This is a genomic window from Streptomyces sp. CB02058, assembly GCF_001905505.1.
GTDB lineage: Bacteria > Actinomycetota > Actinomycetes > Streptomycetales > Streptomycetaceae > Streptomyces.
This window is the reverse complement of sequence record NZ_LIPG01000007.1, coordinates 256,650-282,396: the sequence shown is the minus strand read 5'-3', so window position 1 is coordinate 282,396 and position 25,747 is coordinate 256,650. Positions and strand designations below refer to the sequence as shown.

Annotated in this window: 21 protein-coding genes; 9 read left to right on the top strand and 12 right to left on the bottom strand. The window is 71.1% G+C overall.

All coding sequences use genetic code 11. The annotated features are described in order from the left end of the window. Nucleotides 1–684: 684 nt before the first annotated feature. Both AMK10_RS38805 and AMK10_RS32115 read left to right on the top strand, forming a co-directional pair. The gene (locus AMK10_RS38805) at nt 685–1,503 is read left to right on the top strand and encodes a ParB/RepB/Spo0J family partition protein (protein WP_158070915.1); all 819 of its coding nucleotides are present in this window, start codon (nt 685–687) and stop codon (nt 1,501–1,503) included. A 219-nt stretch (nt 1,504–1,722) separates the two neighbouring features. Next, entirely contained in the window at nt 1,723–3,642 is a 1,920-nt protein-coding gene (locus AMK10_RS32115) for a rhamnogalacturonan lyase (RefSeq protein ID WP_073752454.1), read from the top strand. Here the strand turns inward: AMK10_RS32115 and AMK10_RS32110 are convergent. The 11 genes from AMK10_RS32110 to AMK10_RS32060 all read right to left on the bottom strand — a co-directional run bounded on the left by AMK10_RS32110 (nt 3,617) and on the right by AMK10_RS32060 (nt 15,674). Further along, the gene (locus AMK10_RS32110; RefSeq protein ID WP_073752452.1) at nt 3,617–4,294 is read right to left on the bottom strand and encodes a hypothetical protein; all 678 of its coding nucleotides are present in this window, start codon (nt 4,292–4,294) and stop codon (nt 3,617–3,619) included. The two genes, AMK10_RS32115 and AMK10_RS32110, sit on opposite strands and share 26 nt — an antisense overlap. After that, nucleotides 4,291–4,983, bottom strand: coding sequence for a hypothetical protein (locus AMK10_RS32105; protein ID WP_241839738.1), 693 nt, complete (start codon nt 4,981–4,983; stop codon nt 4,291–4,293). Before AMK10_RS32105 ends, AMK10_RS32110 begins: the two co-directional genes overlap by 4 nt. Further along, nucleotides 4,980–5,780 carry an ABC transporter ATP-binding protein gene (locus AMK10_RS32100; RefSeq protein ID WP_073752450.1) on the bottom strand — a complete coding sequence of 267 codons (801 nt, stop codon included), beginning with the start codon at nt 5,778–5,780 and terminating at the stop codon, nt 4,980–4,982. Before AMK10_RS32100 ends, AMK10_RS32105 begins: the two co-directional genes overlap by 4 nt. Then, nucleotides 5,777–6,871, bottom strand: coding sequence for a FecCD family ABC transporter permease (locus tag AMK10_RS32095; protein WP_079180948.1), 1,095 nt, complete (start codon nt 6,869–6,871; stop codon nt 5,777–5,779). Before AMK10_RS32095 ends, AMK10_RS32100 begins: the two co-directional genes overlap by 4 nt. Beyond that, on the bottom strand, nt 6,852–8,009 hold the full coding sequence (locus tag AMK10_RS32090; RefSeq protein WP_073752448.1) for an ABC transporter substrate-binding protein: 1,158 nt from the start codon (nt 8,007–8,009) through the stop codon (nt 6,852–6,854). The genes AMK10_RS32095 and AMK10_RS32090 overlap by 20 nt, the downstream gene beginning before the upstream one ends. 88 nt (nt 8,010–8,097) lie before the next feature. Continuing rightward, nucleotides 8,098–8,481: a VOC family protein gene (locus tag AMK10_RS32085; RefSeq protein ID WP_073752446.1), complete on the bottom strand. Its 384-nt coding sequence runs from the start codon at nt 8,479–8,481 to the stop codon at nt 8,098–8,100. Between the two features lie 123 nt (nt 8,482–8,604). Next, nucleotides 8,605–10,215 (bottom strand): VWA domain-containing protein, encoded by a 1,611-nt coding sequence (locus tag AMK10_RS32080; protein WP_073752444.1) that lies wholly within the window; start codon nt 10,213–10,215, stop codon nt 8,605–8,607. Between the two features lie 22 nt (nt 10,216–10,237). Next, entirely contained in the window at nt 10,238–11,428 is a 1,191-nt protein-coding gene (locus tag AMK10_RS32075) for an AAA family ATPase (RefSeq protein ID WP_073752442.1), read from the bottom strand. A 299-nt stretch (nt 11,429–11,727) separates the two neighbouring features. Further along, a complete protein-coding gene (locus AMK10_RS32070; RefSeq protein ID WP_073752440.1) occupies nt 11,728–13,794 on the bottom strand; it encodes an iron ABC transporter permease in 2,067 nt (688 codons plus the stop codon). Between the two features lie 6 nt (nt 13,795–13,800). Then, nucleotides 13,801–14,781: an ABC transporter substrate-binding protein gene (locus AMK10_RS32065; protein ID WP_073752438.1), complete on the bottom strand. Its 981-nt coding sequence runs from the start codon at nt 14,779–14,781 to the stop codon at nt 13,801–13,803. Beyond that, a complete protein-coding gene (locus AMK10_RS32060) occupies nt 14,778–15,674 on the bottom strand; it encodes an ABC transporter ATP-binding protein (protein WP_073752436.1) in 897 nt (298 codons plus the stop codon). Before AMK10_RS32060 ends, AMK10_RS32065 begins: the two co-directional genes overlap by 4 nt. 479 nt (nt 15,675–16,153) lie before the next feature. On the opposite strand from AMK10_RS32060, the gene AMK10_RS32055 reads away from it, so the two are divergent. Then, nucleotides 16,154–16,936 carry a thioesterase family protein gene (locus AMK10_RS32055; RefSeq protein ID WP_073752434.1) on the top strand — a complete coding sequence of 261 codons (783 nt, stop codon included), beginning with the start codon at nt 16,154–16,156 and terminating at the stop codon, nt 16,934–16,936. A 67-nt stretch (nt 16,937–17,003) separates the two neighbouring features. Here AMK10_RS32055 and AMK10_RS32050 read toward each other — a convergent pair whose 3' ends face one another. After that, on the bottom strand, nt 17,004–17,951 hold the full coding sequence (locus AMK10_RS32050; protein ID WP_073752432.1) for a methionyl-tRNA formyltransferase: 948 nt from the start codon (nt 17,949–17,951) through the stop codon (nt 17,004–17,006). Between the two features lie 247 nt (nt 17,952–18,198). Here AMK10_RS32050 and AMK10_RS32045 point away from each other — a divergent pair, with 247 nt between their 5' ends. The 6 genes from AMK10_RS32045 (at nt 18,199) to AMK10_RS32020 (ending at nt 25,724) form a co-directional block, all read left to right on the top strand. Next, nucleotides 18,199–19,554 (top strand): lysine N(6)-hydroxylase/L-ornithine N(5)-oxygenase family protein, encoded by a 1,356-nt coding sequence (locus AMK10_RS32045; protein WP_073752430.1) that lies wholly within the window; start codon nt 18,199–18,201, stop codon nt 19,552–19,554. 159 nt (nt 19,555–19,713) lie between these two features. Further along, nucleotides 19,714–20,772, top strand: coding sequence for a FecCD family ABC transporter permease (locus AMK10_RS32040; RefSeq protein WP_073752428.1), 1,059 nt, complete (start codon nt 19,714–19,716; stop codon nt 20,770–20,772). Beyond that, nucleotides 20,769–21,848, top strand: coding sequence for a FecCD family ABC transporter permease (locus AMK10_RS32035; RefSeq protein WP_073752426.1), 1,080 nt, complete (start codon nt 20,769–20,771; stop codon nt 21,846–21,848). Before AMK10_RS32040 ends, AMK10_RS32035 begins: the two co-directional genes overlap by 4 nt. A 35-nt stretch (nt 21,849–21,883) precedes the next feature. Further along, nucleotides 21,884–22,723 (top strand): ABC transporter ATP-binding protein, encoded by an 840-nt coding sequence (locus AMK10_RS32030; RefSeq protein WP_073752424.1) that lies wholly within the window; start codon nt 21,884–21,886, stop codon nt 22,721–22,723. Nucleotides 22,724–22,837: 114 nt separating this feature from the next. Beyond that, nucleotides 22,838–23,896, top strand: a complete 1,059-nt coding sequence (locus AMK10_RS32025; RefSeq protein ID WP_073752422.1) for an iron-siderophore ABC transporter substrate-binding protein — start codon at nt 22,838–22,840, stop codon at nt 23,894–23,896. Nucleotides 23,897–23,939: 43 nt separating this feature from the next. Then, complete coding sequence (locus AMK10_RS32020) at nt 23,940–25,724, top strand: ABC transporter ATP-binding protein (protein WP_073752420.1); 1,785 nt, start codon at nt 23,940–23,942, stop codon at nt 25,722–25,724. The last annotated feature ends 23 nt before the right edge of the window (nt 25,725–25,747 follow it).

Sequence of the window (25,747 nt, the reverse complement as noted above, 5' to 3'; positions counted from 1 at the left end):
CGGGTGGGCCATAAGAGCCGCGCAAGGTGAATGGAGCGGACAAGTGCTCGGGTAGTTAACTCGCGACCGAACGACGGGTCAAGGGCGGCATTCACCGGCACGAAACACCCGGTGCGCCGACGCCGTGGGGAGCCGTGCCACCGTCCGGACGGGACGGCGGGCGACAGCGCGGTCCGGGCGGGAGGCCACGCCGGTGGTTCGCTTCTCCCATGCCCTGTCGTCCTGTTGCCCCATGGCCGTCGTGCTCGGGGGACGGTGCTCGAAGGGCCCGGCGGACCGCTTCTCGGCCAACTGTCGCAGTCGTCTCCGCGACTCTTCTCATGTCCCGGCCGAAGGACTAGCATCCGACAGGCTGATGGGCCATGGGAGCGCTCCCTGAGTGGTAATGAGGCTGCATGTCCTCATGGCCGGATTGTCTGGACCGTCTTTGTCGCGGGGAAGAAACGAAGACGGATCGAGGCGAAGTCACCGGAATGCGGAGCGGCTTGCGGGGAGGGTGAAGTCTTGGCACGCGAGGGTGGCCCGGTTTTGACGCTCATGACCCTGACGCCAGTGATCATGATGCCTGTCGGGGAGATTCGTCCGGGTGGGCATGTCCGGATAGGCGGAATAGACAAGGATCACGTCAGAATTCTCACCGAATGCGATGAAGAGCTTCCGCCCATCGTCGTTCAGAGCAGGACCATGCGCGTCATCGACGGCATGCACAGGCTGAAGGCCGCCCTTGCCTGCGGGCGGACCGAAATCCGGGTCAGGCTGGTCGACATGAGCGACGTACAGGCATTTCTGTACGCGGTGGAGGCCAACATCGCCCACGGTCTCCCGCTCACACTGGCGGACCGCAGGAACGCCGCCCGGCAGGTCATCGCGCTCTACCCGGCATGGTCGGACCGCGCCGTCGGCAGGGCGTCCGGGCTGTCGGGCAAGACGGTGAGTGCCCTGCGCGGCAGGGCGGGGCAGGGCGAGCCGGGCCCTCAGGTGCGGATCGGCCTCGACGGACGGGCCAGGCCGCTGGACAGCGCGGCCCGGCGCAGCGCCGCCAGGGAACTCCTCACGGCGCAGCCCGACGCGTCGTTACGGGAGATCGCCAGGCAGGCGGGCATCTCGCCCGGGACGGTGCGGAGGATCCGGGGCGACATGGAGAAGGCGCCGTCGGGATCCGCGGTGCCGGCGGCCCTGACCCGTGTGTGCAGCGCCCGGGTTCCGCAGACGCCGGCCGAGCAGGAGGCTTCCGCCGCTGCCGTCGACGTGGAGGCGGCACTCGCGAATCTGCGGCAGGACCCCTCGCTGAAGTACCAGGCGAACGGGCGCGGTCTGCTCAGGCTCCTGCACCAGAGGCCCGCGCAGATGCTGAGGCGTGATGTGCTCGAAGCCATCCCGGTGCACTGCGTCCCGATCATTCTGGGTGTCGTACGTGCTCAGGCCCAGGAGTGGCGGGAGCTGGAGGACGCGCTCGACAAGGTGGCGAAGGCGCAGCCCGAGGCTGTGCAACCGCGGAGCTGACGCAGTTGCACACCGCGCTGTCCTGAGGACGGCTCTCAGGCACCGATGTGCAGGGCACCGGGCGTCACCATCGCCGGTGAGGCGCTCACCGCCGGGGGAGCGGCGCTGATCGAGGACCGGCTGCACAAGGGAGGTTGACGGCCCACGGCAACCTCCTGGGCACCGGTGGCGACCCACAGGGCGTCAGACCCTCTCCCCACCCCGACACGAGGTCGCCCGATGTTCCGATCCCCGCGCGGACCCCGCTCCTCCGCCAAGTTGGCCGGCGCGCTCCTCGCCGCAGCGCTCGCCGCGACCGGCGGCGTCCTCCAGCAGACGGCCGGGGCCGCCGAGGAACAGGCGTCCCCGGCCGCCGCCGGCACCGTGCGCGCACAGGCCGCCGCGCGCGTCGCGGAACGGCTCGACCGGGGGCTGGTCGCCGTGCCCGCGAGCGGCGGAGTCCTGGTCACCTGGCGGATGCTCGGCGACGACCCCTCCACCGTCTCCTTCAAGCTCTACCGGGGCACCACGCTGGTCTCCACGACCACCAAGACCAACTTCCTCGACACCGGCGGGAGTTCCTCGTCGACGTACGAGATCCGAGCGGTCGTGAACGGCGTCGAGCAGCCGGGGGAGAAGGCGGCGGTCTGGACCGCGGGCCGACGGGACATCCCCCTGCAGAAACCGGCGGGCGGCACCACCCGCGACGGGGTCGCCTACACCTACTCGGCCAACGACGCCTCGGCGGCCGACCTGGACGCGGACGGTCAGTACGAACTCGTCCTCAAGTGGGTGCCGTCGAACGCCACCGACGTCGCCAACTCCGGCACCTGTACCGGCCCGACGGTCTTCGACGCGTACGAGCTCGACGGCACCCGGCTCTGGCGCCTGAACCTCGGCACCAACGTGCGCAGCGGCTCGCACTACGACTCGTTCCAGGTGTACGACTACGACGGCGACGGCAGGGCCGAGATGGCCGTCCGCACCTCCGACGGCTCGAAGGACTCCGCCGGCACGGTCATCGGCAGCGCGACCGCCTCGCACCTCGCCGAGAACTGCGCCGTGCTCAGCGGTCCCGAGTTCCTCTCCGTCTTCGACGGCAGGACCGGCCGCGTCATGGACTCCGTCCCCTTCGAACCGGCGCGCGGGTCCGTCTCCGACTGGGGCGACACCTGGGGGAACCGCGAGGGCCGGCTCCTGTCCGCCACCGCGTACGTCAACGGGACCACGCCCAGCATGATCTTCAGCCGGGGGATCTACGAACGGATCGCGATCGCCGCCTGGGACTGGAACGGCACCGACCTCGTCCGCCGCTGGAAGTTCGACACCAACTCGTCCACCAACGCGGGCAGGGGCTACGACCAGCAGGGCAACCACAATCTGGCCGTCGCCGACGTGGACGCCGACGGCCGCGACGAGATCGTCTACGGTGCGATGGCCGTGGACGACAACGGCAGCGGCCTGTGGACCACGAAGCTCGGGCACGGCGACGCGCTGCACGTCGGGGACCTGAACCCGGCCCGCCCGGGGCTGGAGTCGTTCAACGTCCACGAGCACACCGACTCCGCCTACGGCTTCGAGATGCATGACGCGCGGACCGGCGAGATCCTCTGGGGCGCACGGACCGGCACCGACGTCGGCCGGGGCATCTGCGCCGACCTCACCGACGCGTACGCGGGTGCCGAGTGCTGGTCGAGCGGCGGCGGACTGTACGCCGCCGACGGTACGGCGATCAGCACCGCCGTCCCCACCTTCAGCGGTGCCGCCTCCTACAACTCGGCGATCTGGTGGGACGGCGACGCCAACCGGGAACTGCTGGACCACCGCTGGTCGGGCACGGCGGGTTCCGGCTACGGACAGATCCTCAAGTACACCGGCTCCACCGAACTCGGCCGCATCTGGTACGACCAGGCCGCTCGCTCCGCCAACTGGACCAAGGGCAACCCGGCGCTCTCCGCCGATCTCCTGGGCGACTGGCGCGAGGAGATGATCTGGCGCAACGACGACTCCACGGCGCTGCGCCTCTACACCACTCCGTACCCGACCGAGTTCCGGCTGCCCACCCTGATGCACGACCCGGTCTACCGGCTGGGCGTCGCCTCGCAGAACACCGGGTACAACCAGCCGCCGCAGGTCAGCTACTACCTCGGGACGAAGTAGGGGCCAAGACGGCCGGCAGGCCGGCGCCCGTCCAGCGCAGCAGACCGTACAGGAGCTGGGTGGCTCCGGGCATGAAGCGGGAGCCGTGGTGGTAGACCGGGTCCATCGTGGTGACGATCAGCCGGCCGGGGGTGGAGACCAGGTCCTCGTACAGCAGGACCTGGCGGCGCTCCGGATCTCCCTCGTCCTCCAGCACGGTGTGGACGAGGGGGGTCGCGCCCTCGGGCGGTTCGAGCAGCCCGTGGTAGTGCCAGCGGACGGCACGCTCGGAGAGGTGCGCCCACGCCGGGTGGTCCGCGTGGCCGAGGCGTACGCCGTTGTCGTCGCCGGTGCGCCACCACCAGAAGTTGGTCTCGGCCGGGAGATGGCCGCGCAGCCCGGGCAGCCAGCCGGTGATCCGGTTCTCGCCCAGCACCACCACGGTGCCGCCGTTCTCCGCGACCCGCAGCAGCGCGGGCGCGGTGTCCGCGAGCAGGCCGGGGTGGAGGCGGTCGGAGACGATCAGGGTGTCCAGGCCGTCGAAGTCGTCCTTGCGGGCCTCGGGGAGATAGATCTCCCGGGGACGCCAGGCGCGGACGGCCGGGTCGGCGAGCGCGGCGAGCTGGTGGAAGGCACCGCCGTGCAGGAAGCCGAGTCGGGACGGGGAGCTCATGTCAGGGAGCCTTTCAGCCAGTCGAGGAGGCGCGGGCCCAGGTTCCGGGTGGAGCGGCCGGGGTCGCAGAAGCTGTGCAGATCGTTCCCCGCATGGGACAGCACCGCCCCTTCACCCAGGGGGTACAGCACGTCCACGGGCAGCCTGTAGGGTCCGATCGCGTTGATGACCGTTCCGCCGTCGGGCACGAAGGCGTGATAGCCGCGGCCGTAGAAGCCGGCTACCCCGACCCGCGCGAGTTCCTCCCCGACGGGTGTCCCGGGGACGCCGGTGCGGAACAGCAGTTCGTCGTGGTCGACGTCCTCCCACACCGGGTGCGGGTTGACGGGAACGATCCGCAGGTCGGCCGGCCCGTGATGGTCCACGGCCCGCCAGGGGGCGAGTCCCGGGAGGAAGGGGCGGAGCACATGCCCGTTGACGACCACCCGGCCCCCGCCCCGCACGAACTGCTCCAGCGGGGCCCGGCGGCGCTCCAGGAAGACCTGGTCGCAGCCCAGGGAGAACATCAGGCCCCTGACCCCGTCGGCCAGAGCGGATTCGAGGTCGTACAGGTCGACGGTGGCGACGGTCCGGCCGGGCGAGATCTCCACGGCCGGGTGCTCTCCCATGGTCACGTACCGGACGGACCCGTCCAGGGGGAGGGACATCCCGGGGGCGGCAGGGAGCCGGAGTGCGGCGGCGGACGTCATGCGGCGGTCTCCTTCACGAGGGTGGGTGCGCAGGTGGCCGCCGGCGCGCTGCGGGCGGGGCCCAGATCCGGTACCACGACGGTGCGGGGTCCGCGGGGGCCCTCGACGCGTGCGGTGGCCACGGGCAGGCCGTACAGCTCGCCGAGGGCCCGCGCGTCGAGGAGTTCGGCCGCGGGACCGGTACGGACGTCGTCCGGGCCGAGCACCAGGACGGCGTCGTCCGCGAGATGCAGCGCGTGATCCGGGTGATGAGTGGTCAGCGCGATGCCCATGCCGTCGGCCGCCAGTTCCTGGAGGAGGGTCAGCACCCGGGCCTGATTGCGCAGGTCCAGTGCCGAAACCGGCTCGTCGAGCACCATCACACGGCACTGCGCGGCCAGGGCGCGCGCGATCAGCACCATCTGCTGCTCGCCGCCTGACAGTTCCGCGTACGAGCGGTCCGCCATGTGCGTGATGCCGACCTGGTCCAGGGCGCCGGCGGTCAGTTCACGGTCCTTGCGGCCCGGGACCGCGTACGCCTTCAGATGACGGGAGCGGCCCATGAGGACCATGTCGGCGACCGAGTAGCCGAACGCCGCGCTGTGCGACTGCGGCACGTAGGCCACCGGGGCGCTCGCGGTGACGGTGCCCTCGGTGGGGGTGAGCAGGCCCGCCAGCGCACGCAGCAGGGTGGACTTCCCACGCCCGTTGGGGCCGAGCACGGCCAGTACACGGCCCTCGTGCGCGGTGACGTCGACGCCTCGGAAGACCCAGGCGTCCTTGGTGTAGCGGTGGCCGAGGCCACGCGCTTCGATCATGGGGACCACATCCGGTTGCGGGACCTGGCGAGCAGGCCGATGAAGAACGGCGCGCCGATCACGGCGGTCAGGATGCCCAGGGGCATCTCCGCCGCGGTGATCGTCCGCGAGAGCGTGTCGATGAGCGTGAGGTAGGCGCCGCCGATCAGGAAGGCGGCGGGCAGCTGGACCCGGTGGTCACTGCCCGTCCACAGCCGGGCCAGGTGCGGCACCACGAGGCCCACCCAGCCGACCAGTCCCGCCACCGCCACCGAACCCGCGGTCATCAGGGCGACGGCGGTGAGCAGCAGGAGCCGGGTGGTGCGCGGCGGGACCCCCAGAGCCACGGCGTCCTCGTCGCCGAGCGAGAGCACGTTGAGCCGCCAGCGCAGGGCGAGGACGACGGCCGCGCCGACGAGGACCGGCACAGCGGCGGTGACGACCTTGGCGTACGAGGCCGTCGCCAGCGAGCCCAGCAGCCAGAAGACGATGGAGGGCAGCTCCGACTCGGGGTCGGCGACGTACTTCGCGAACGACACCAGGGCGGTGAAGAAGGCGCCGGTCACCGTGCCGCCCAGCACGATCATCAGGATGGGGTTGCCGCTGTTCAGACGGCCTATCAGGAGGACGGCGCCCAGCGCGACGAGACCGAAGCCGAACGCGCCGCCCACCACGCCCGCGGAGCCGACGCCCAGCAGCAGCGCCAGGACGCCGCCGAAGGACGCGCCCGACGAGACGCCGATGACGTCGGGGCTGACCAGAGGGTTGCGGAAGACGCCCTGGAGGGCCGCGCCGCCCAGCGCCAGCCCTCCGCCGACCAGCAGCGACAGCAGGACCCGGGGCAGACGGACGTCGAGGACGACGGTCTCCTCGTTGGAGGTCCAGGTCCGCTCGACCGGGAACACCTGACCCAGGAGCAGCCGCACCATCTCGTTGGGCGGTACGACGAAACGGCCGATCGCCAGCGCCGCGAGGGCGATGACCAGGGTGGCCGCGAGAAGCAGCGGAAGCCGGGGGAGACGGCGGCGGGCGGGCGTGGTGGGCCCGTCGGGGGAGGGGGAGCCGGTGCCGCTGGCGCCGGACCCCCGGCCGTCAGGCGCGGAAACCGGCATAATTCGCGCTCTTGGCGTTCAGATCGAGGCGGAGGACCTCGTCTGTCTGCGCGGTCGAGATCTCGTAGCCGTAGAGCAGGTCGAAGGTCTCCTTGATCTTCTCGCGCAGGCCGCTGCGGGCGGCGATCCCGGGATGGAGGACCTGGGCGGCCCAGCGCCACATCAGCGGGGACTCGCAGCACGGCGGGTCCCAGCGGTAGCCGCCGAGCGGCACCTTGTAGACGCGCCGGTCGCGCACCGCGGAGACCGAGGACAGGGACCTGTCGCCGTAGAGGTCCGAGGGCGCCTTCTCGTCGAACGCGGACAGGAAGATCACTTCCGGGTCCCAGGCGATGATCTGTTCGGTGGAGACCTGCGGGGCGTCGGCGGAGACCTTCTCGGCCACGTTGCGGCCACCCGCCAGCTCCGTCCAGTGCGTGACGTAGTCGGCGCCTGTGGCGGTGGTGAAGCCGTCCGCCGCCGCCTTGAGGTACAGCACCTTCTGGCGACCGCTGCTCAGACCGGGCGCGACCAGCTTCCGTATCGCCGCGTCCTCGGTGTGCATCCAGTCGAGCAGTCGGGAGGAACGTTCCTCCTTGCCGAGCAGTTTTCCGAAGAACGTGACCCAGGTCTCCATCATCTCCTGGGTTCCGTAGGTCAGGCCGATGACCTTCAGCCCTGCGGTCTCCAGCGGCTTGATGATCTCGTCACCCATGTCGGCCCACTGGAGCACCACGTCGGGTTCGAGGCCCATGACGGACTCGACATTGGGTACGAAATCGGCTCCGGCGATGGTGGTGGTCTTCTTCGACTCGGGGAAGACCGTGCCGAAGATGCCCTGGCGGTTGGCGGTCAGGGTGGATTCGTTGATGCCGACGATGTGGGAGTAGGTGCCGTCGACGGCGGCGAGCATCGAGGGCGACGGGATGATCGCGGTGACGATGCGTTCGACCGGGCGGTCGAAGGAGATCCTCTTGCCGCGCTGGTCGGTGATGGTGAATCCGGAGCCGGACGACGCGGTGGCCGCGGTCTCCTGCACCTCGCGTGACGAACAGGCCCCGAGCAGCCCGGCACCGCCTGCGGCCACGGCTCCGGCGCCGATTCCGCGCAGCAGGTGCCGGCGGGTCGGCAGGGTGGACTTGTGCTCATAAACGGGCATGGGAGCGCCTCCATGAATTAGGTGAGGCTAACCTAACCACATGGACGATGGCTGTCCGTATTGAGGGGGGTGTCCGGGAATGGCTCGGTCAGACGGGCTGAATCCGGGTGCGCAGCAGACAGAACTCGTTGCCCTCCGGATCGGCCAGGACGTACCAGCTCTCGGTGCCGGTCTGGCCGACGTCGGCGCGCCTGGCGCCGAGGGCGAGCAGCCGCTCCAGCTCGGCGTCCTGATCGCGGTCGGTGGCGCTCACGTCGAGGTGCAGCGGGAGTTTTCCGCCCCGGGGGTCGCTGCTGGGGCTGAGGACGAGGGTGGGCTGCGGGCCGCCGAAGCCCACGCCGGGCGGCCCGATCTCGATGCTGCCGTCGTCCTCCCGGTCGAGCTCGACGTAGCCGAGGACCTCGCTCCAGAACGCGGCGAGCCGTTCGGCGTCGGCGGCGTCGATGACCAGTTCGCTGATGCGGCATGCCATGCCCGGCAGTGTACGGAGGCGCTGTGAGCAGAGCGGCTCCTCCGGTTGCCCGGAAGCGAGGGGTGCCCTCGGGGCGTCGCCAACCAGGCGTCCGAAAAGGTGAGTTCTTGTGTTCCGACGCGGTCAGATCACCCGGAAGAGGTCGGCGGCCGTGTGGACGTCGGTGAAGTCCTCGACGGAGCGAAGGTTGTCGCACAGGGCCTCCAGGACCGAGCCCGCCTCGGCGGCGCCCGGGGCGCCGACGGCCACGCCGAAGACCCGGAAGCCCAGCCGGCGCTTGGAGTCGTTCCAGCCGCGCATCCACTCCTCGCTGACGCCGCATTCGTCGTCGGTGATCATCACGATGTCGCCGCGTGTGCGGGCGGCGTCGTCGAACTCCGCCTCCAGCAGATCGACGGCGGCCGACAGTGGTGTCTGATAGCTGGTGCCGCCGCCGAGGAAGGACTCCGCGAAGTCGAGGACCCGGTCGATGCCGGCTGGCTGCCCGGCCGGGAAGCGGAAGACCTGGATCTTGTCGGCCGCGGAGAACAGGATGCCGACGAAGTCGCGTTCGGCGTGGCGGGCCTGGTCCAGCAGCGCCAGGGCGCACCCCTTGGCCCATGCCTCCCGGGTCACTCCGCCGGGCCCCGCCACATACATGGAGTGCGAGGTGTCCACGCACGCGATGATCGCGCCCCGGCCGGTGGTCTGCTCGCCCTGGCTGTCGTAGAGCATCAGCTCCCCTGCGGCGTAGCGCGCGGCGAACACCGCGCGCAGCGCGGGCAGGCCGAGGCCGGCCAGCTCGGAGGGGATCACCCGGGACAGGTCGTCGCCGAGCGTCACCCCGACCAGCTCCCCGGTGGCGTTCTCCACCTTGCGGGCCCGCTCGCCGGCCGCCATCTCCCGGAAACGGCCGATCAGTTCGGCCCACTGCGCGAGCCGGCCGTCGCGCAGCCGCTCGGCGAGCCGGGCGCGCCGGTCGAACGGCATCCGCTCCAGCTCGCCGGGGCCGACACCCCAGGCCCGCATCAGCGCGGACTCCTCCCGCGTGGCATCGGCGGCCTTCGCCACCCCGTTCCGGGCGGCGGAGCCCATGCCGGGGACCCCTGCCGCCACGGCCTGCGCGGCGCCCAGGGCCGCCCGTCGCCCGGCTGCCTCGGCTGCCTTCACCGCCCGGTGCACGGCGTCGGCGGCCGGGTCCGGCACGGTGCCGTCGTCGTCGGCCTCGTCGGCGGCCCGCCGGAGCGCCTTGCTCACGGCTGCCGTCGCGGTCTCCGCGTCCTGCCGGGACCTCGCCGCCTGCTCTGCCCGCTCCCCGGCCTCGCGGGAGCGGGCCAGCATCTCGCGCAGCGCGGTGGCCTGGGCGAGCACGGCCATGGCGGCGGCGTAGGGGTCCTTGGCCGTCTCCTGGTGCAGTCCGGCGTACTCCGGCGACTCCATCAGCGCACTGACCACGTGGTGGTTGACCAGTCGGGAGGGCGTCATCTCCTCGCGCTCGCGCAGCCGGGGACGGGCCTTGTAGGCGGCCAGGAACACATCGGTCAGGAGGTCGGTGACGCCCTCGTGACGCCCGCTCAGTTCCGCTGCCAGCTCCCGGAGTCCGGCCGACTGCGCATACGTGTCGAGCCAGGTGATCCGGTCGAACCGGTCCGCGACCACGGCCCCGCTGTGCGCTTCCGGGGCGGTGGACGACAGCCCGAGCCATCTGCCGGCCAGGCTCGCCAGCCCGTCGAGTCTGTTCGGTGTCGTGTCCATGGTCATGATCGGGCCCCCGGGGTCAGAGTTGAGCCTGCGCCACGCTCGCGTCCATGCCGAGTGCCTCGGTGAGAACGCGGGTGCGGACGGCGCGCTGGCGGCCGGTGACCCGGTCGATGGCGGTGGTGGAACGGCCCGCGCCCGCCGCCTCCTCGCGGAGCTTCTCCAGCCGCTTGCCCGCCATGGCCAGCTTGTTGTGGGCCTTCTTGATGACCCAGTCGCTCAAAGCCTCGCGCGACTGTCCGGCCATGGCGTCGAGCTGGGCCTCCAGCTCGTCGATGACGTCCGCCAGGTCGAGCGCTTCCTTGGCGTCCGGGTTGACCAGGTGCAGCACCTCGCGCTCCACGATCGGGCGCTGGGCCGGGGAGTCCCACAGCACATGGGTGAGCACCGACAGGTCGGTCTCGGCGACCGCGGGGCGGCCGTCGAGGTACGCGGACGCCTGGAGCAGGCCCACCGCCTGCCGCCAGCGGCGGTCGGACGCGACGAGTTCCTTGCGGCGCAGGGCGGCCCGCAGCGTGCACACCGCGTCCACGATCATGTCGGGGACGGCCACGGCCGGGACGGCTTCGGCCACGGCGTGCTGCAACGCGGACAGCTCGACCGTCGTCCGTACCGGTGCCGCCGGACGGCTCACGGCGGAGCGGACCAGCGCGGCGAAGTTCGACGGGTCCTCCAGATAGCCGACCTCGATCCGCACCAGCAGCCGGTCGTAGATCGCGGCCGTGTCCTCCCCGGCGGGCAGTTCGTTGCTCGCCGTGATCGCGCCGATCAGGGGGCAGCGGATCGGTTCGCCGCCGCTCTCCGGGTGGTAGATTCGTTCGTTGAGAAAACCCAGCGTCTCGTTGAGCGCCGCCGTGGAGCACTTGAATATCTCGTCGATGAACGCGATGTGCGCGGTCGTTGCACGGCCGTCGTACACCTGGCGGTACTCGCCCCGGGCCAGCGCGGCGATGTCGACGGGCCCGAACATCCGTGTCGGCGCGGTGAACTTGGACAGGAGGATCTCCCAGTAGGCCGCGCCCTCGACCCGGCCCGTGAGCTCCCTGGCCAGTTCGGACTTCGCCGTCCCCGGCGGGCCGAGCACCAGGGAGTGCTGCCCGGCCAGCAGGGTGACCACCAGCGTCCGCACCACGTCGGCGCGTTCGTAGAAGCGGTCCGACAGCTCCTCGCCGATCGCCCGCAGTCTCCTGGCCGTGTCCTGCGCGTCCATGTCCAACTCCTCGCCTGTGACGCCCCTGCCGGGCTGCCGCCCAAAATACGTTCTCCCGCGAAGCCGGGTGACAGCCCCTCCCCGGCCGCACGTCCGCCCCGCCGTTCGGTCCCCGGCAAGCCTTCCGCTGATCGTCCACGGAAGATGACGTGGCGGACGAAGCCCCCGGCACCGGGCGGAGCGGTCGGCGGACGCGACGGCCCTGCCGGCCCTCGTGCCCGCCGACGGCGCGCGGGTGGGCAACGCGACGGGCCCCCGGCCGACGCGAGGTCGGCCGGGGGCCCGCGGTGCGGTCCGGTTCAGCGCCGTGTGCGGACCAGCAGGTAGACGAAGTACGGAGCACCGATCACGGCCGTCATCAGGCCGGCGCCGAGCTGCGCCGGGGCGATCACGGTGCGCCCCGCCAGGTCCGCGAGGCAGACCAGGAGCGCCCCCAGCATGACGGCGACCGGGACCACGCGTACGTGCCGCCGGCCGACCAGGGCGCGCGCGGCGTGCGGGGCGACCAGTCCGACGAAGGCGATCGTCCCCGCGGCGGCCACGGCGGTCGCGGCCAGCAGGACGGACACCACGAGGAAGCCGAGACGGGCCCGGGGGAGACCGAGGCCGAGGAGCCTCGGGGTGTCCTCGTCGAGCGCGACGAGGTCCAGCTCCCGGCGGCGTACCACCGCCACGACGATCCCGGTGGCGAGCACGACGGCGACCGGCACCACATCGGGCATGTTGCGCCCGTACGTCGATCCGGACAGCCAGGTGAGGGCCTTCGTCGTGTCGAACGGGTCGCTGAGCACGATGACCAGACTGATCAGAGCCGCCGCCGCGGAGGACACCCCGACACCGAGCAGGACCAGCCTGTTCTGCCGGAACCCGCCCCGGGCGGCCAGCCCGAACACGATCGTCGCGGTGACCGCGGCCCCGCCGAACGCCGCCCCGGCGACCTCCCACGAGCCGGGTGAGGCCGCGGTGGTGACCAGGAGGACGGCGCCGAGACCGGCGCCCCCCGAGACACCCAGGACGCCCGGTTCCGCGAGGGGGTTGCGGGTCACGGCCTGCACCAGGGTGCCGGACAGCGCCAGCGCGGCGCCCGCGAGAAGAGCGGCCGTCACCCTGGGAACCCGGGTGTCCAGCACGAAGGTGACGATCCGTCCGGACGTGCCCTGCGCCCAGTTGACCACGTCGCCCAGCAGGAGTTTCGCGTCACCGAGGAGCACGGCCGAGAACATGACGGCGACGAGGGCGACCGCGAGCACGACCACGGTGACGAGGAACGCCGCCCGGCTCGGTATCCGCAGTCTGTCCGGCACTTCGGCCGACGCCGTGTCCCGGGTGCGCAGTGCCATCACGACGAGGAACACCCCGCCGACGACGGTCGTCACGACGCCGGTCGGCACCTCGACAGCGGTGTCGGAGGGCACGATCGCACGCAGCAGCACGTCCGAGCCGAGCACGAGGGCCGCACCGACGAGCCCCGCCACGGGCATGCTCACCCGGGAGCGTACGAGGCCCCGGAACCGGCGGCCCAGGGGCCGCACGAGCGCGGGCGCGCAGAGACCGACGAAGCCGATCGGCCCGGCGAGCGTGACGGCCGCGGCCGAGAGCAGCGTCGCGAGCACGACGGTGGTCACCCGGGTCCCGCGGACCGGCACGCCGAGTCCGCGGGCCGCGTCGTCGCCGAGGGCCAGGGCGTCGACGCGGCGGGCGACGAGCAGCAGCCCGGCCAGGCCGACGGCGACGACCGGGGCCATCTGGAGAACACCGTCGAAGCCGTTCTGGCCGATGTTGCCCTGGTTCCAGCGGTACAGGCCCTCGGTCTGCTGGGGGAACAGGAGCAGCAGCGCCTCGGTCACGGCGTTCAGCCCCAGCGCGAGCGCGCTGCCCGCGAGGACGAGCCGGACGGTGCCCTTGCCGAGCCCGGACAGCCCGAGCACGACGGCGGCCGCCGCGAGTCCGCCGACGAACGCGGCGCCGGACGAGGCGAGGAGCGGCAGGGTGGTGCCGGTGACGGCGAGCACGCCGAGCGCCAGGTAGGAGCCGGCGTTGACGGCGAGGGTGTCCGGCGCCGCCAGCACGTTCCGGCTGACCGCCTGGAGGGCGGAGCCGGCCATGCCGAGCGCCAGTCCGACGAGGACGGCGGCGACCATCCTCGGCAGCCGGGAAGCGACGACGACGGAGGCGTCCCCCGCCTCGGCGTTCCCGGTGAGCGCGTGCCAGACCTCCGCCGTGCCGACGTCGGCGGTGCCCTGGGTGATGTCGACGGCTGCGAGGACCGTGACCAGCAGCACGAGCGTGGCCGTCACGGCGACCGCGCCCGTCGTGGCCGCGGCGGTGCGGTCACGGCCGACCGCGGTCTTGTCGATGACGGCCACGGTGCGCTACTTCGTCAGCGCGGTGACGAGGGAGTCGATGTACGCCTCCATCGAGCGGGGACCACCGAACATCCAGACGCCGTCGGGCAGCCGGTGGACGTTGCCGTCCTTCACGAAGGGCAGCGACTTCCACACGGCGTTCTTCGCGAGCGGGCCGGTGAACGTGTCACCGTCGGCGTCGTTGGCGACGTAGGCGAACTGGACGTCGCCGAGGCCGGTGAGGCCCTCGACGTCGGTGGTGGCGAGGCCGTAGCTCTCGTCGCCCTTCACCTTCCAGGCGTTCTTCAGGCCGAGCTTCTCGTTGACGGCGCCCAGGAGGGACGTGCCGGTGTAGGCACGGATGGAGACCTGGTTGGACGCCTCGTAGCCGTCGGCGGAGGCGATCTCGGCGCCGCCGAGACCGGCGTCCTCGAGGGCCTTCTTCCCGTCGGCGAGAGTCGCCTCGAAGTCCTTCTTGAGGGCGTCCGCCTCGGTCTCCTTGCCGGTGGCCTTCGCTATGAGGTCGAGGCCCTCCGTCATGGTGCCGATCTGGTCGGCGCCGTCGGCGGACGTCACCTCCAGGACGGGGGCGACCTTGCGGAGCTGCTTCACCACGGCCGGCGCGAGGTCGCTGGTGGCGACGACGAGGTCGGGGGCGAGGGCCGCGACGGTGTCGATGCTCGGCTCGCCGCGGGTGCCGATGTCCTTGGGGCTGCCGGTGAGCGGGGCCGCGGTGTTCCACGCGGTGTAGCCCTTCACGTCCGCGACGCCGACCGGAGCGACTCCGAGGGCGACCAGGTCCTCGACCACGTTCCACTCGGTGGCGACGACCTTCGTCGCGGGGCCGTCGAGGGTCACCTTCGTGCCCTTGGCGTCGGTGAGGGTGATCTTCCCGGCGGGCTTGGCGGAGGCGGCGGCGTCGTCGGAGGACGGCTCGGTCGTTCCGCAGGCGGCCAGGGAGAGGGCGGCGACGGCGACGGTGGCCGTGGCGAGGAGGTGGCGTCTCATGAGGAGGTGCTGAGCCTTTCGGATCTGGAGTGGTGGCGGCCCATCGCGCGGGTGCGCAGCCGCCCTGTCGAAGGATCGGTGCCGACGTCGATGCGGATGCCGTAGACGTCGGACAGCAGTTCCGGTGTGAACACGTCCTCGGGCACACCGTCGGCGACGACGCGGCCCGCGTGCAGCAGGGCGACACGGTCGGCGACGGCCGCGGCCTGGTCGAGGTCGTGGAGGACGACGCCCACGGCGATCCCGTGGTCGTCGGCCAGATCGCGTATCAGGTCGAGCAGTTCGACCTGGTAGCGGAGATCGAGGTAGGTGGTGGGCTCGTCGAGGAGCAGGACACCCGTCTCCTGTGCGAGGCAGCTCGCCAGCCACACGCGCTGGAGCTGTCCGCCGGAGAGCTGCTCGACGCCCCGGTCGGCGAGGTCGCCGACACCCGTGAGGCCGAGCGCCCGGTCCACCGCGGCGGTGCCACGCGGATCGGGACGGCCCCAGCGCCCCCGGTAGGGGTAGCGGCCGAAGTCGACGACGTCGCGGACGGTGAGTCCGCCGGGCGTCGACCTGGACTGGGTCAGGAGCGCGACGCGGCGCGCGAACTCGCGGGCGCCGAGCGCGAAGCCGTCCGTGGCCCCGTCCGGGCCCGCGTCGACGGTGAGCGAGCCGGCCCGCGGGACCTGCAGCCGGGCGAGCGTGCGCAACAGCGTCGACTTCCCGCTGCCGTTGGGGCCCACCAGGGCGGTCACCTCAGCGGGCCGCAGGGTGATGGCCGCCTCGTGCACGACGTCGACGCGGCCGTACGCCACGGTCACCCCGTCGGCGGACAGACCATGCCCGCGGGTACGCCCGACGGCAGCCACAGGGGTGTCCACAGCCCTGGTAGTGCTCTCACCAGCTCTCATGCGGATTAGGTTAGCCTGACCTAAACCGTTGGTTGAACGCTGCCCTACCTTTTTCTTCGGGGCGCCTCCGGGGCGGCGGGCGGCCGCTCTCCCGGGTTCGGCGCAGGACGTGCGTCAACTCGCTCCGGAATGAGCGATGTTGACCCGAGGAGTTACTCCGGCGCCCGGGGTGGGCCGCCCACTGTGATCTTCTTCATCGTGGGAGGGGATTCGAGGCGCAGGACGGCGGACGGCTCCTCGGCCTGTCGCCGAGGAGGGTCTCGCGGCCCGCGTGGACGTGGTCCTCCTGCTCCTGCGCCGTCCTCCGGCGCCTCGGCGCCCGCCCGTGCGGGCGTCAGGCCGATGCCGGCCGTCGGCCCGCCTCCCCTTCACCCATGCCACGGCTCCGCTCGCGACCCCGGCGCGTACGGTCTTCGGCGGGTGGGAGTCCCATCCGTCCACCCGCAGCCCGATCCGCACCGCCGAGAGGGAAGTACCCGTTGAACACCGGCAGCTACTACGAGCCCGTCGACGCGCACCGCTACCAGCCGACCGTCCACGCGGGCGGCGCATGGGACGTGGACGAACAGCACTTCAGCCCGCTCGGCGGACTCATCGTCCATGCCATCGACCGTCACCTGTCCGATCGGCCCGACAGCGGCCTGTTCCTGTCCCGGATCAGCTTCGACATCCTCGGGCGCCTCGCCCTCGACGCGTGCGAGATCCGGGTCGAGATCATCCGGCCCGGCCGCACCATCGAACTCGTGGAAGCCGTGGCCCTCATCGGGGGCCGCCCCGTCGTCAGGGCCCGTGGCTGGCTCCTCGGCTCCTCGGACACCACCGCCGTCGCGGGTGGGGGCGCCGAGCGGCTCACTCCTCCCGACGGCCTCGAACCCTGGCCGATGGCCTCGGTGTGGCCCGGCGGGTACATCGCCTCCCTGGACGTCCGTCCGCTCGCGCCCCCGCAGCCGGGCCGGGCCACCGCCTGGATCTCCACCGGCCTCGATCTCGTCGCGGGGGAGAAGGCCGGCCCGCTCGCCTCCTACATCGCGCTCGTCGACACGGCCAACGGCATCGCCGTACGCCAGCCACCCGGCGCGTGGATGTTCCCGAACGTCGACCTGACCGTCCACCTCCACCGCCGGCCCTCGGGGCGATGGACCGGTCTGGACACCACGGTCGCCTTTGGGCCCACCGGGCAGGGCGTCACCAGCACCGTGCTCCACGACCTGGACGGCCCTGTCGGGCACGCCCAGCAGATCCTCACCGTCCGTCCCCTGTAGGGCGGCGGCGGTGTGCGGCGGTCCCGTTCGCGGGGCCGCCGCACAGTTGTTCCGGCGTGCCGCGGTGTCAGGGGCGGCCGGTCAGATAGCCGCCCATGGTGACGAAGTAGTCCGCCGCGGGAAGTTCACGGCCGTCCTCGGTGCGGACACGGGTGATGGCCAGACCGTGGTTGCGGCCGGTGCGGGCGTCGGAGCCCGCGACGATCACCACGCCTTCGCCCTCGCGGTAGAAGATGCGTCCCGGCGTTCCGCCGTACCGGCCCTCGGACACCACCGCGGCGAGGACTTCGAGGCGCTTGCCCTTGTGGAAGGTGAATGCGCTGGGGTACGGCTCGGACTGGGCCCGGACCAGGCGTTCGAGGTCCTCCGCGGGCCAGCCCCAGTCGATGCGGATGTCCTCGGCGGAACGCTTGTGGAAGAAGCTCGCCTGTGAGCGGTCCTGGCGGGTGAACTCCGTCTGTCCGGACGCGATCAGGTCGAGCGCGCCGATGGTGACGGGTCCGATGAGGTCGACGGTCTTGTGGAAGAGGTCGGTGGTGGTGTCCCTCGGGCCGACCTGCACCGCCTCCTGCCGGACGATGTCACCGGCGTCGAGCTCGTCGTTCATCATGTGCGCGGTGACGCCCACCTCGGACTCGCCGTTGATGAGCGCCCAGATCAGCGGGGAGAACCCGGCGTACTTCGGCAGCAGCGAGTCGTGGACGTTCAGTGTGCCGTGGCGCGGGAGCCGGAAGATGCGCGGCGGGATCCATGTCCGCCAGTTGTTCGCCACGATGATGTCCGGATCGGCCTCCCGCAGCCGCTCGAACAGTTCCTCGTCGTCGGGGCGGTTGCGGATCAGCACGGGCACGTCGTGCTCCTCGGCCAGATCCGCGACGGAGTCGCTCCAGATCTTCTCGTACGCGTGATCGCTCTTGGGATGCGTCACCACCAGCACCACGTCGTGCTCGGAGTCCAGGAGGGCTTGAAGGGTGCGGTGCCCCCAGGTCTGGTAACCGAACATGACGACCCGCATGGGGTTCCTCCTCAGCGCAGGGAATGACCGATGCTCAGTAAAGCGAGGCTCACCTAACTTTGCAACGGGATGCCACGTCAGGGCAGTTGGCGGCCGGGTTGACTCCTGGTGGTCCGATTTGCCCTATCGACAGGTTCGAGAGATGAGCTTAGGCTCACCTAAGTTCAAGCGGGCCATTCCGTCGGCATGCCCCGCCTTTCAACTTCCCCACGCCTGATAGGCGGCTTGCCCGCACGATGGGAGTGACATGTCTCAGGTTCTGCCTGGCGACGCACCACAGGTCCACGACCTCATTGGAATCGGCTTCGGCCCCTCCAATGTGGCCATGGCGATCGCGTTGAGCGAGCACAACGCCGGCGCCGGCGCACAGGGGACGGTCAGCGCCCACTTCTTCGAGCAGCAGCCGCGCTTCGGCTGGCACCGCGGGATGCTGATCGACGACGCGACGATGCAGGTGTCCTTCCTCAAGGACCTGGTCACGCTCCGGAACCCGACCAGCGAATTCAGCTTCCTCTGCTACCTGAAGAGCAAGGGCAGGCTGGTCGACTTCATCAACCACAAGAACCTCTTCCCCCTGCGCGTGGAGTTCCACGACTACTTCGAGTGGGCCGCGGCCAAGGTCGACGACATGGTCTCCTACGGCCATGAGGTCGTCGGCGTCACTCCCGTACTCCTCGACGGAGCGGTGGAGTACGTGGATGTGACGGTCCGTTCGGGCGAGGGGCTCGAGGTCCACCGGGCCCGCAACGTGCTCATCGGGACCGGGCTGCGGCCGCTCCTGCCCGAAGGGGTGGAGCGTGGCGACCGGGTCTGGCACAACTCCGAACTCCTGGCGAAGGTCGCGGAGTTGGGTGAGGATGCGGCACCTGAGAGGTTCGTCGTCGTGGGTGCCGGGCAGAGCGCCGCAGAGAACGTCGCCTATCTGCACCGCCGTTTCCCCAAGGCCGAGGTCTGCGCGGTCTTCTCCCGGTACGGCTACAGCCCGGCCGACGACAGCAGCTTCGCCAACCGGATCTTCGACCCCGACGCGGTCGACGAGTACTTCGCCGCGCCCGAGGACGTCAAGCGCCGGCTGATGGACTACCACGGGAACACCAACTACTCCGTGGTGGACATCGACCTGATCGACGACCTGTACCGGCAGATGTACCAGGAGAAGGTGCTCGGCACCGAGCGGCTGCGCTTCCTGAACGTCTCCCGGCTCGTCGGTGTCGAGGAGACACCCGGCAGGGTCCGGGCCACGGTGAGGTCGCTGGTGACGGGCGAGGAGACCCTCCTGGACTCCGACGTCGTGGTCTTCGCCACGGGGTACAGCCCCGTCGACCCGCTCGGACTGCTGGGTGACGTCGCGGACCACTGCCTCCGCGACGAGGAGGGGCGCGTGCGCGTCGAGCGCGACTACCGCATCGCGACCGACCCCGAACTGCACTGCGGGATCTACCTCCAGGGCGGTACGGAGCACACGCACGGCATCACCTCGGCCCTGCTGTCCAACACCGCGATCAGGGTCGGGGAGATACTCGACTCGCTGCTCGACCGGGGAGTGAAGGCCGCCTCCGACGAGGCCAGGCTCGTCGCGGACAAGGCCGGTGCGGCCGACTAGGGTCCGCCGGCCCGTCACCACGCCCCCGGTCCGTGCCGGGGGCGTGCGGTGCGTGGTGACGAGGCACCTCGCGTGAGGCCACGGACAACCGGGCCCACCGCGCGATCAGCCCAACTCCCCGTGCTTTCCCCGAAGATCAAAGGGATATCGTACGTCGACATGAGCACGACTGCAGTGGAGCGTCCCGCACCCCGGGGCGCAACGGAGGCCCGTCGGTACCGGGTCGGCGGACTGGGGATGCTCGTCGCGGTCCTCGTGACCGCCGCGGCCGTGTCCCTGGCCGTCGGCGCCCGCTCGCTGAGCCCCACGGAGGTGTGGCAGGGGCTGTTCGCGGCCCCCGGCGACGACGCGGGCCTCACCGAGATCCGGCTCATCGTGCAGACGGTACGGGTGCCCAGGACCGTGCTCGCGATCGTGGCGGGCATCGCCCTGGGGATCGGCGGGTCCCTGATCCAGGGGTACACCCGCAACCCGATCGCGGACACGGGGCTGCTGGGGGTGAACGCGGGCGCCTCGTTCAGCGTGGTGTCGGTGATCGCCGTCTTCGGGTTCACCGATCCGTTCCAGTACGTCTGGTTCGCCTTCCTGGGCGCGGCTGCCGCCGGTGTCGTCGTGTTCGGGCTGTCGAGCATCGGCCGGGGCGCGGGCAACCCGCTGACGCTGGCGCTGGCCGGGCAAGGGGTCACCGTGTTCCTCGCCGCGATGACGATGGCCGTCGCGCTGTCCAACCAGAAGTCGCTGAACGCGCTGCGCTTCTGGAACTCGGGCTCCGTGGCAGGGGTCGGCTTCGACGTCATCTGGCCGCTGACGGCGTTCATCGTCGCCGGGGTCGTGCTGGCCCTGACCATGCTTCCGTCCTTGAACCTGCTCAACCTGGGTGACGACGTGGCGCGCGGGCTGGGTGTGAACATCGCCTTCAGCCGGACCGTCGGCATCGTCGCCATCACCCTGCTGGCCGGCGCGGCGACGGCGGCGTGCGGCCCCGTCGCGTTCCTCGGGCTCATGGTCGCGCATGTGGCCCGGTATCTGACCGGGCCGGACTACCGCTGGCTCGTGCCCTACGCGGGACTGCTCGGTGCGGTGCTCCTCCTGGTCTGCGACATCGTGGGCCGTGTGGTGGCGCGGCCCGGCGAGTTGGACGCGGGGGTCGTCGTCTCCCTTCTGGGCGCCCCGTTCTTCGCGGTTCTGGTGTGGCGTGGAAAGTTCAGGAGCGCATGAACGCGACAGATGTGAAGCGACCGGCGGACGCGAAGCGGCCGGTGACGCCCGGCGTGCGGCTCGGGCAGGTGTCGTTCGTGTGGCGGCCCTGGCTCGTCCTCGTCACGCTGCTGCTGTCGGCGGCGGTCTTCCTGGTGTTCTGCCTGTCGATCGGGGTGGGGGACTTCCCCATAGGCCTGTCCCGGGTCATGGCCACGATCGTGGGCCGCGGTGAACAGGTCGACGAGTTCGTGATCATGGATCTGCGGATGCCGCGCGCCCTGGCCGGGCTCGTCGTGGGGATCGCGCTGGGGGTCTCCGGGGCCATCACGCAGTCCGTCGCGCGCAACCCCCTGGCCAGCCCGGACATCCTCGGGATCACCGGGGGAGCGAGCGCGGTCGCGGTGTTCCTGGTGACGGTGACCGGTGGCACCACGGCCGCGGTCGTCAGTACCGTGGGACTCTCCGCCGCGGCTCTCGCCGGCGGTCTCGGCACGGGGCTGCTGGTGTACTTCCTGGCGTGGCGGCGCGGGATCGACGGCTTCCGGCTGATCCTCATCGGCATCTCGGTGAGCGCCGTGATGGAGGCGATCACGACCTGGCTCCTGAGCACGGCGGACATCAGGGACGTGGCGCGGGCCCAGGCGTGGCTGGTCGGTTCGCTGGACAACCGGTCGTGGGACGAGGTGCGGCTGGCCACCTGGTGCACGCTCGCCCTCCTGATGGTCGTGGCCTGCGCCGCCTTCCAGTTCAAGCCGCTGCACCTGGGCGACGAGGTCGCCGCCGGGCTGGGTGTGCGGTACTCCAGGGTGCGGGCGGTCCTGCTGCTCTGCGCGGTGCTGCTGGCCGCCGCGGCGGTGAGCGTGGCGGGGCCCGTGCCGTTCGTCGCGCTGGTGGCGCCGCAGGTCGCGATGCGCCTGGCGAGGTTCCCCACGCCGCCCATGGTGGCCTCCGGGCTGACGGGTGCGCTGCTGCTGATCGGTGCGGACCTGATCGCGCGCACGGCGCTGCCGATCACCCTTCCGGTCGGCGTGGTCACCGCGGCCGTCGGTGGCCCCTTCCTTGTATATCTGCTGGTGCGGGCGAACCTCAGATGAACGACACGATCGGACAACCCGGACAAGGGGGGCCTGTGGCGGCTCAGCGCACGACCAAGACCGATTCCGCGGTCGACGACGTCCCACGACTGGCGGCGAGAGGGGTCACGGTCGGCTACGGCGGCCGGACCGTCATCGACGGCCTCGACGTGGTGATCCCTTCGGGCCTGATCACCACGATCATCGGCCCCAACGGCTGTGGGAAATCGACCCTGTTGCGCACCCTGACCCGGCTGCTCAAGCCGACGGGCGGCAGCGTCGTCCTGGACGGCCAGGACATCGCCACGCTCAGGACCCGGGAGGTGGCGAAGAAGCTCGGGCTGCTCCCGCAGGCCCCGGTCGCCCCGGAGGGGCTGACGGTGGCCGACCTGGTCGCCAGGGGGCGCCATCCGCACCAGAGCTGGCTGCGGCAGTGGTCGTCGGACGACGCGTCCGTCGTGGAACGCGCGCTGGCCATGACCGGGGTGTCCGAACTGGCCGACCGGCCTGTCGACTCGCTCTCCGGCGGCCAGCGCCAGCGCGTCTGGATATCGATGACGCTGGCTCAGGGCACCGATCTGCTGCTGCTGGACGAGCCCACCACCTATCTGGACCTGGCGCACGCCGTCGACGTACTCGACCTGGTGGACGACCTGCACGAGTCGGGCCGCACCGTGGTCATGGTGCTCCACGACCTCAATCTGGCCACCCGCTACAGCGACAACCTCGTCGTCATGCGGGCGGGGGAGATCCTGGCGCAGGGACACCCGTGCGACGTGATCACCGCCGAGCTCCTCGACGAGGCGTTCGGGCTACGGGCCAAGGTGATCGACGACCCGGTCGGCGACCGTCCGCTCATCGTTCCGATAGGTCGCACGCACGTTCAGATCAACTGATGGTTTCCTGCCGGAAATTGGCAGAGTTAGGCTAGGCTAACCTCATCTCGTATGGGTAGTGTTTGGCTGCCTCGGTCGGGGCGTAGCGGACAGCGCGAAAGCAGGGGAATTCGAATGCCTTTCCACAGAACGACGTTTCTGAAGCCATGGCGGCGCGTGGCCGCGACGGTGTCGGCCGTGACGCTCGGCGTCGGCCTCCTCGCGGGATGCGGTTCCGACACGGCGGACGAGACGAGCGACAAGGCGACGGCAGCGGCCTCGGACGCCGGCGCCTTCCCGGTCACCGTGGAGCACGCGTTCGGATCGACGAAGGTCACCAAGGCCCCCCAGCGGGTCGTCTCGGTCGGCTACACCGACGACCAGGCCATCCTGGCGCTGGGCACCAAGCCGGTCGGCATGGTCGACCAGTACCCGAACCCCGCGGGCACGTCCCCCGACATCAACACCCAGTGGCCCTGGGTGAAGGACAAGTGGGGTGACACCAAGCCCGAGGTCGTCATGAGCAACGGCGACTCCGGTCCCAACTACGAGAAGATCGCCTCCCTGCGCCCCGATCTGATCATCGCGGTCTACTCCGAGATCGACAAGGCCGCCTACGACAAGCTGTCGAAGATCGCCCCGACGGTGGGCCGCACCAAGACCGAGAAGGAACTCTTCAGCGCCCCCTGGCAGGACAACGCCGTGCACATCGCCAAGGCGCTCGGCAAGGAGAAGGAGGGCGCCGCGCTGGTCGAGGGCATCCAGGAGAAGCTGGACGCCGCGGCCGAGGCGCACCCGGAGTTCGCGGACCAGACCGCTGTCGCGCTGTCCTGGTACGAGGACAAGGTCGCCCCCTTCACCACCACCGATGTGCGCGGACGGCTGGTGACGGGCATCGGTTTCAAGGGCAACACGAAGATCGACGAGATCGCGGACGGCCAGTTCTACACCCAGCTCTCCCCCGAGCGCATGGACCTGATCGACGTCGACCGCATCTTCGTCATCAACGACAAGGCCGACCAGGAGGCGCTGAAGAAGTTCGAGCTCTTCGCCAACCTCCCCGCGGCCAAGGAGGGCAAGGTCTCCTACCTCCTGGACAGCGAGGGCCCGGCCGTCGGCGCGGCCATGTCCCAGGGCACCCTGCTCTCCCTGCCCTACGCCATCGACGAGCTCGTCAAGTCGGTCGACCAGTGATGCGGATCCACCCGTCCCTTCGAAGGACCGGACCGGTACCTGAGTGAGCGTCACCGACACGCGCGTCGCCCCGGCCACCCTGCACACGGCGGCCGGAGGCGAGTCCACCCGATGGGTCGCGGCCCGCTGCCGCGAAGTGCCGTGGCTGACCGCCGCCACCGTGCTCAGCACGGTGGCCGGGGCGGCGCTCCAGGTGCTCCCGGTGCTGCTCCTCGGCCGGGTGGTCGACGGGGTTGTCGACGGCGAAGGACGTTCGGTCCTGGTCACGATCGGGATCCTGATGGGGGCCGCCGCGCTGCTCGGCGCGGCGGTCACCGCGGTGTCGACGTATCTGACCGGGCGGCTGGGAGCGGATCTGCTCGCACAGCTCCGGGAAGGCGCCGTCAGGGCGGTCCTGGGCATGCCGAGCGCACGGGTCGAACAGGTGGGCCGGGGCGATGTGCTCTCCCGGGTCGGCGACGACGTGGCCGTGCTGTCCCGGGGCATCCGTACGGCGATCCCCACCGTGTTCTCGGCGGGCGTGCTCGTCGCCATCGCCACGATCGGGATGTTCGGACTGGACTGGCGGCTCGGTCTGGCAGGGGCCGGCGCGCTGCCCGCGTACGCTCTGGCGTTGCGCTGGTACCTGCCCCGGTCCGCCCCGCTCTACCAGAAGCAGCGGGCCGCGCAGGCCGAGCGGGCGCAGTCGCTGATCAGCGGTCTGAACGGCATAGACACCGTCCGGGCCTACCGCCTGGAGGACGCGTTCCGGGAGAAGGTCACCGCCAAGTCGTGGCGGGTGCGCGAGCTCGGGATCGACGTCTTCCGGATCTTCGGCCGGTTCGTCGGCAGGGAGAACCGCGCCGAGTTCATCGGCCTGGTCCTCATCCTCGTCGTGGGATACGCCCTGCTGGAGGCCGATGCCGCCACGCTCGGCCAGGTGTCGGCGGCCCCGCTCATGTTCCACCGGCTGTTCACCCCGCTCGGCGCCATCATGTTCACCTTCGACGAGGCGCAGAAGTCGGGCGCGAGCCTCACCCGGCTCGTCGGGGTGCTGGGGGAGGCGGCGGAGGACCGGCTCGTGGGAGACACCTCCGTGGCGCGGGCGGACACCGTGCACGCTGTGGAGGTCGAAGGACTGACCTTCACCTATCCCGGTTCCGACGAGCCGGTCCTGCGGGACGTCAGCCTGACGATCCCGGCCGGCGGTTCGCTCGCCCTCGTCGGTGCCACCGGCGCGGGCAAGTCGACCCTGGCCGCGCTGATCGCGGGCATCGGGACCCCGCAGACCGGTTCGGTGCGCATCGGGCCGCACGAGCTCTCCGAACTGGACGAGGCCGGCGCGCGGGCCCTGGTGAGCATCCTGACGCAGGAGACGCACGTGTTCTCCGGTCCGCTCGCCGACGACCTGCGTCTGGCCGCCCCGCGAGCGACCGACGCCGAACTGGCCGACGCGCTGCGCACCGTCGGCGCCGACGGCTGGGTCGAGGCACTGCCCGACGGCCTCGGCACCCTGGTCGGTGAGGGCGGCGAACGCCTGGACGTCACGAAGGTGGCCCAGATCGCCCTGGCCCGGCTGGTGCTGACCCGGGCACCGGTGGTGGTGCTCGACGAGTCGACCGCGGAGGCGGGCAGCGAGGGCGCCGCCGAACTGGAGAAGTCCGTACTGGCCGCGTGCTCCGGCAGGACCACGCTGTTCGTGGCGCACCGCCTGACCCAGGCGATGGCCGCGGACCGGATCGCGGTGCTCGACGCGGGACGCGTGGTGGAACAGGGCACGCACGACGAGCTGGTGGCTCTGGGAGGCCGGTACGCCCGGCTGTGGCGGGCCTGGCGAGAGGGCAGCTGAGCGAGCCCGAGCCGAGCCGGGTC

Excerpts from the sequence above, each read along its gene's own strand:
- AMK10_RS38805 (WP_158070915.1), top strand. The coding sequence starts at position 685 with ATGCGCGTCATCGACGGCATGCACAGGCTGAAGGCCGCCCTTGCCTGC.
- AMK10_RS32115 (WP_073752454.1), top strand. The coding sequence starts at position 1,723 with ATGTTCCGATCCCCGCGCGGACCCCGCTCCTCCGCCAAGTTGGCCGGC.
- AMK10_RS32110 (WP_073752452.1), bottom strand. The coding sequence starts at position 4,294 with ATGAGCTCCCCGTCCCGACTCGGCTTCCTGCACGGCGGTGCCTTCCAC.
- AMK10_RS32105 (WP_241839738.1), bottom strand. The coding sequence starts at position 4,983 with ATGACGTCCGCCGCCGCACTCCGGCTCCCTGCCGCCCCCGGGATGTCC.
- AMK10_RS32100 (WP_073752450.1), bottom strand. The coding sequence starts at position 5,780 with ATGATCGAAGCGCGTGGCCTCGGCCACCGCTACACCAAGGACGCCTGG.
- AMK10_RS32095 (WP_079180948.1), bottom strand. The coding sequence starts at position 6,871 with ATGCCGGTTTCCGCGCCTGACGGCCGGGGGTCCGGCGCCAGCGGCACC.
- AMK10_RS32090 (WP_073752448.1), bottom strand. The coding sequence starts at position 8,009 with ATGCCCGTTTATGAGCACAAGTCCACCCTGCCGACCCGCCGGCACCTG.
- AMK10_RS32085 (WP_073752446.1), bottom strand. The coding sequence starts at position 8,481 with ATGGCATGCCGCATCAGCGAACTGGTCATCGACGCCGCCGACGCCGAA.
- AMK10_RS32080 (WP_073752444.1), bottom strand. The coding sequence starts at position 10,215 with ATGGACACGACACCGAACAGACTCGACGGGCTGGCGAGCCTGGCCGGC.
- AMK10_RS32075 (WP_073752442.1), bottom strand. The coding sequence starts at position 11,428 with ATGGACGCGCAGGACACGGCCAGGAGACTGCGGGCGATCGGCGAGGAG.
- AMK10_RS32065 (WP_073752438.1), bottom strand. The coding sequence starts at position 14,781 with ATGAGACGCCACCTCCTCGCCACGGCCACCGTCGCCGTCGCCGCCCTC.
- AMK10_RS32060 (WP_073752436.1), bottom strand. The coding sequence starts at position 15,674 with ATGAGAGCTGGTGAGAGCACTACCAGGGCTGTGGACACCCCTGTGGCT.
- AMK10_RS32050 (WP_073752432.1), bottom strand. The coding sequence starts at position 17,951 with ATGCGGGTCGTCATGTTCGGTTACCAGACCTGGGGGCACCGCACCCTT.
- AMK10_RS32045 (WP_073752430.1), top strand. The coding sequence starts at position 18,199 with ATGTCTCAGGTTCTGCCTGGCGACGCACCACAGGTCCACGACCTCATT.
- AMK10_RS32040 (WP_073752428.1), top strand. The coding sequence starts at position 19,714 with ATGAGCACGACTGCAGTGGAGCGTCCCGCACCCCGGGGCGCAACGGAG.
- AMK10_RS32035 (WP_073752426.1), top strand. The coding sequence starts at position 20,769 with ATGAACGCGACAGATGTGAAGCGACCGGCGGACGCGAAGCGGCCGGTG.
- AMK10_RS32025 (WP_073752422.1), top strand. The coding sequence starts at position 22,838 with ATGCCTTTCCACAGAACGACGTTTCTGAAGCCATGGCGGCGCGTGGCC.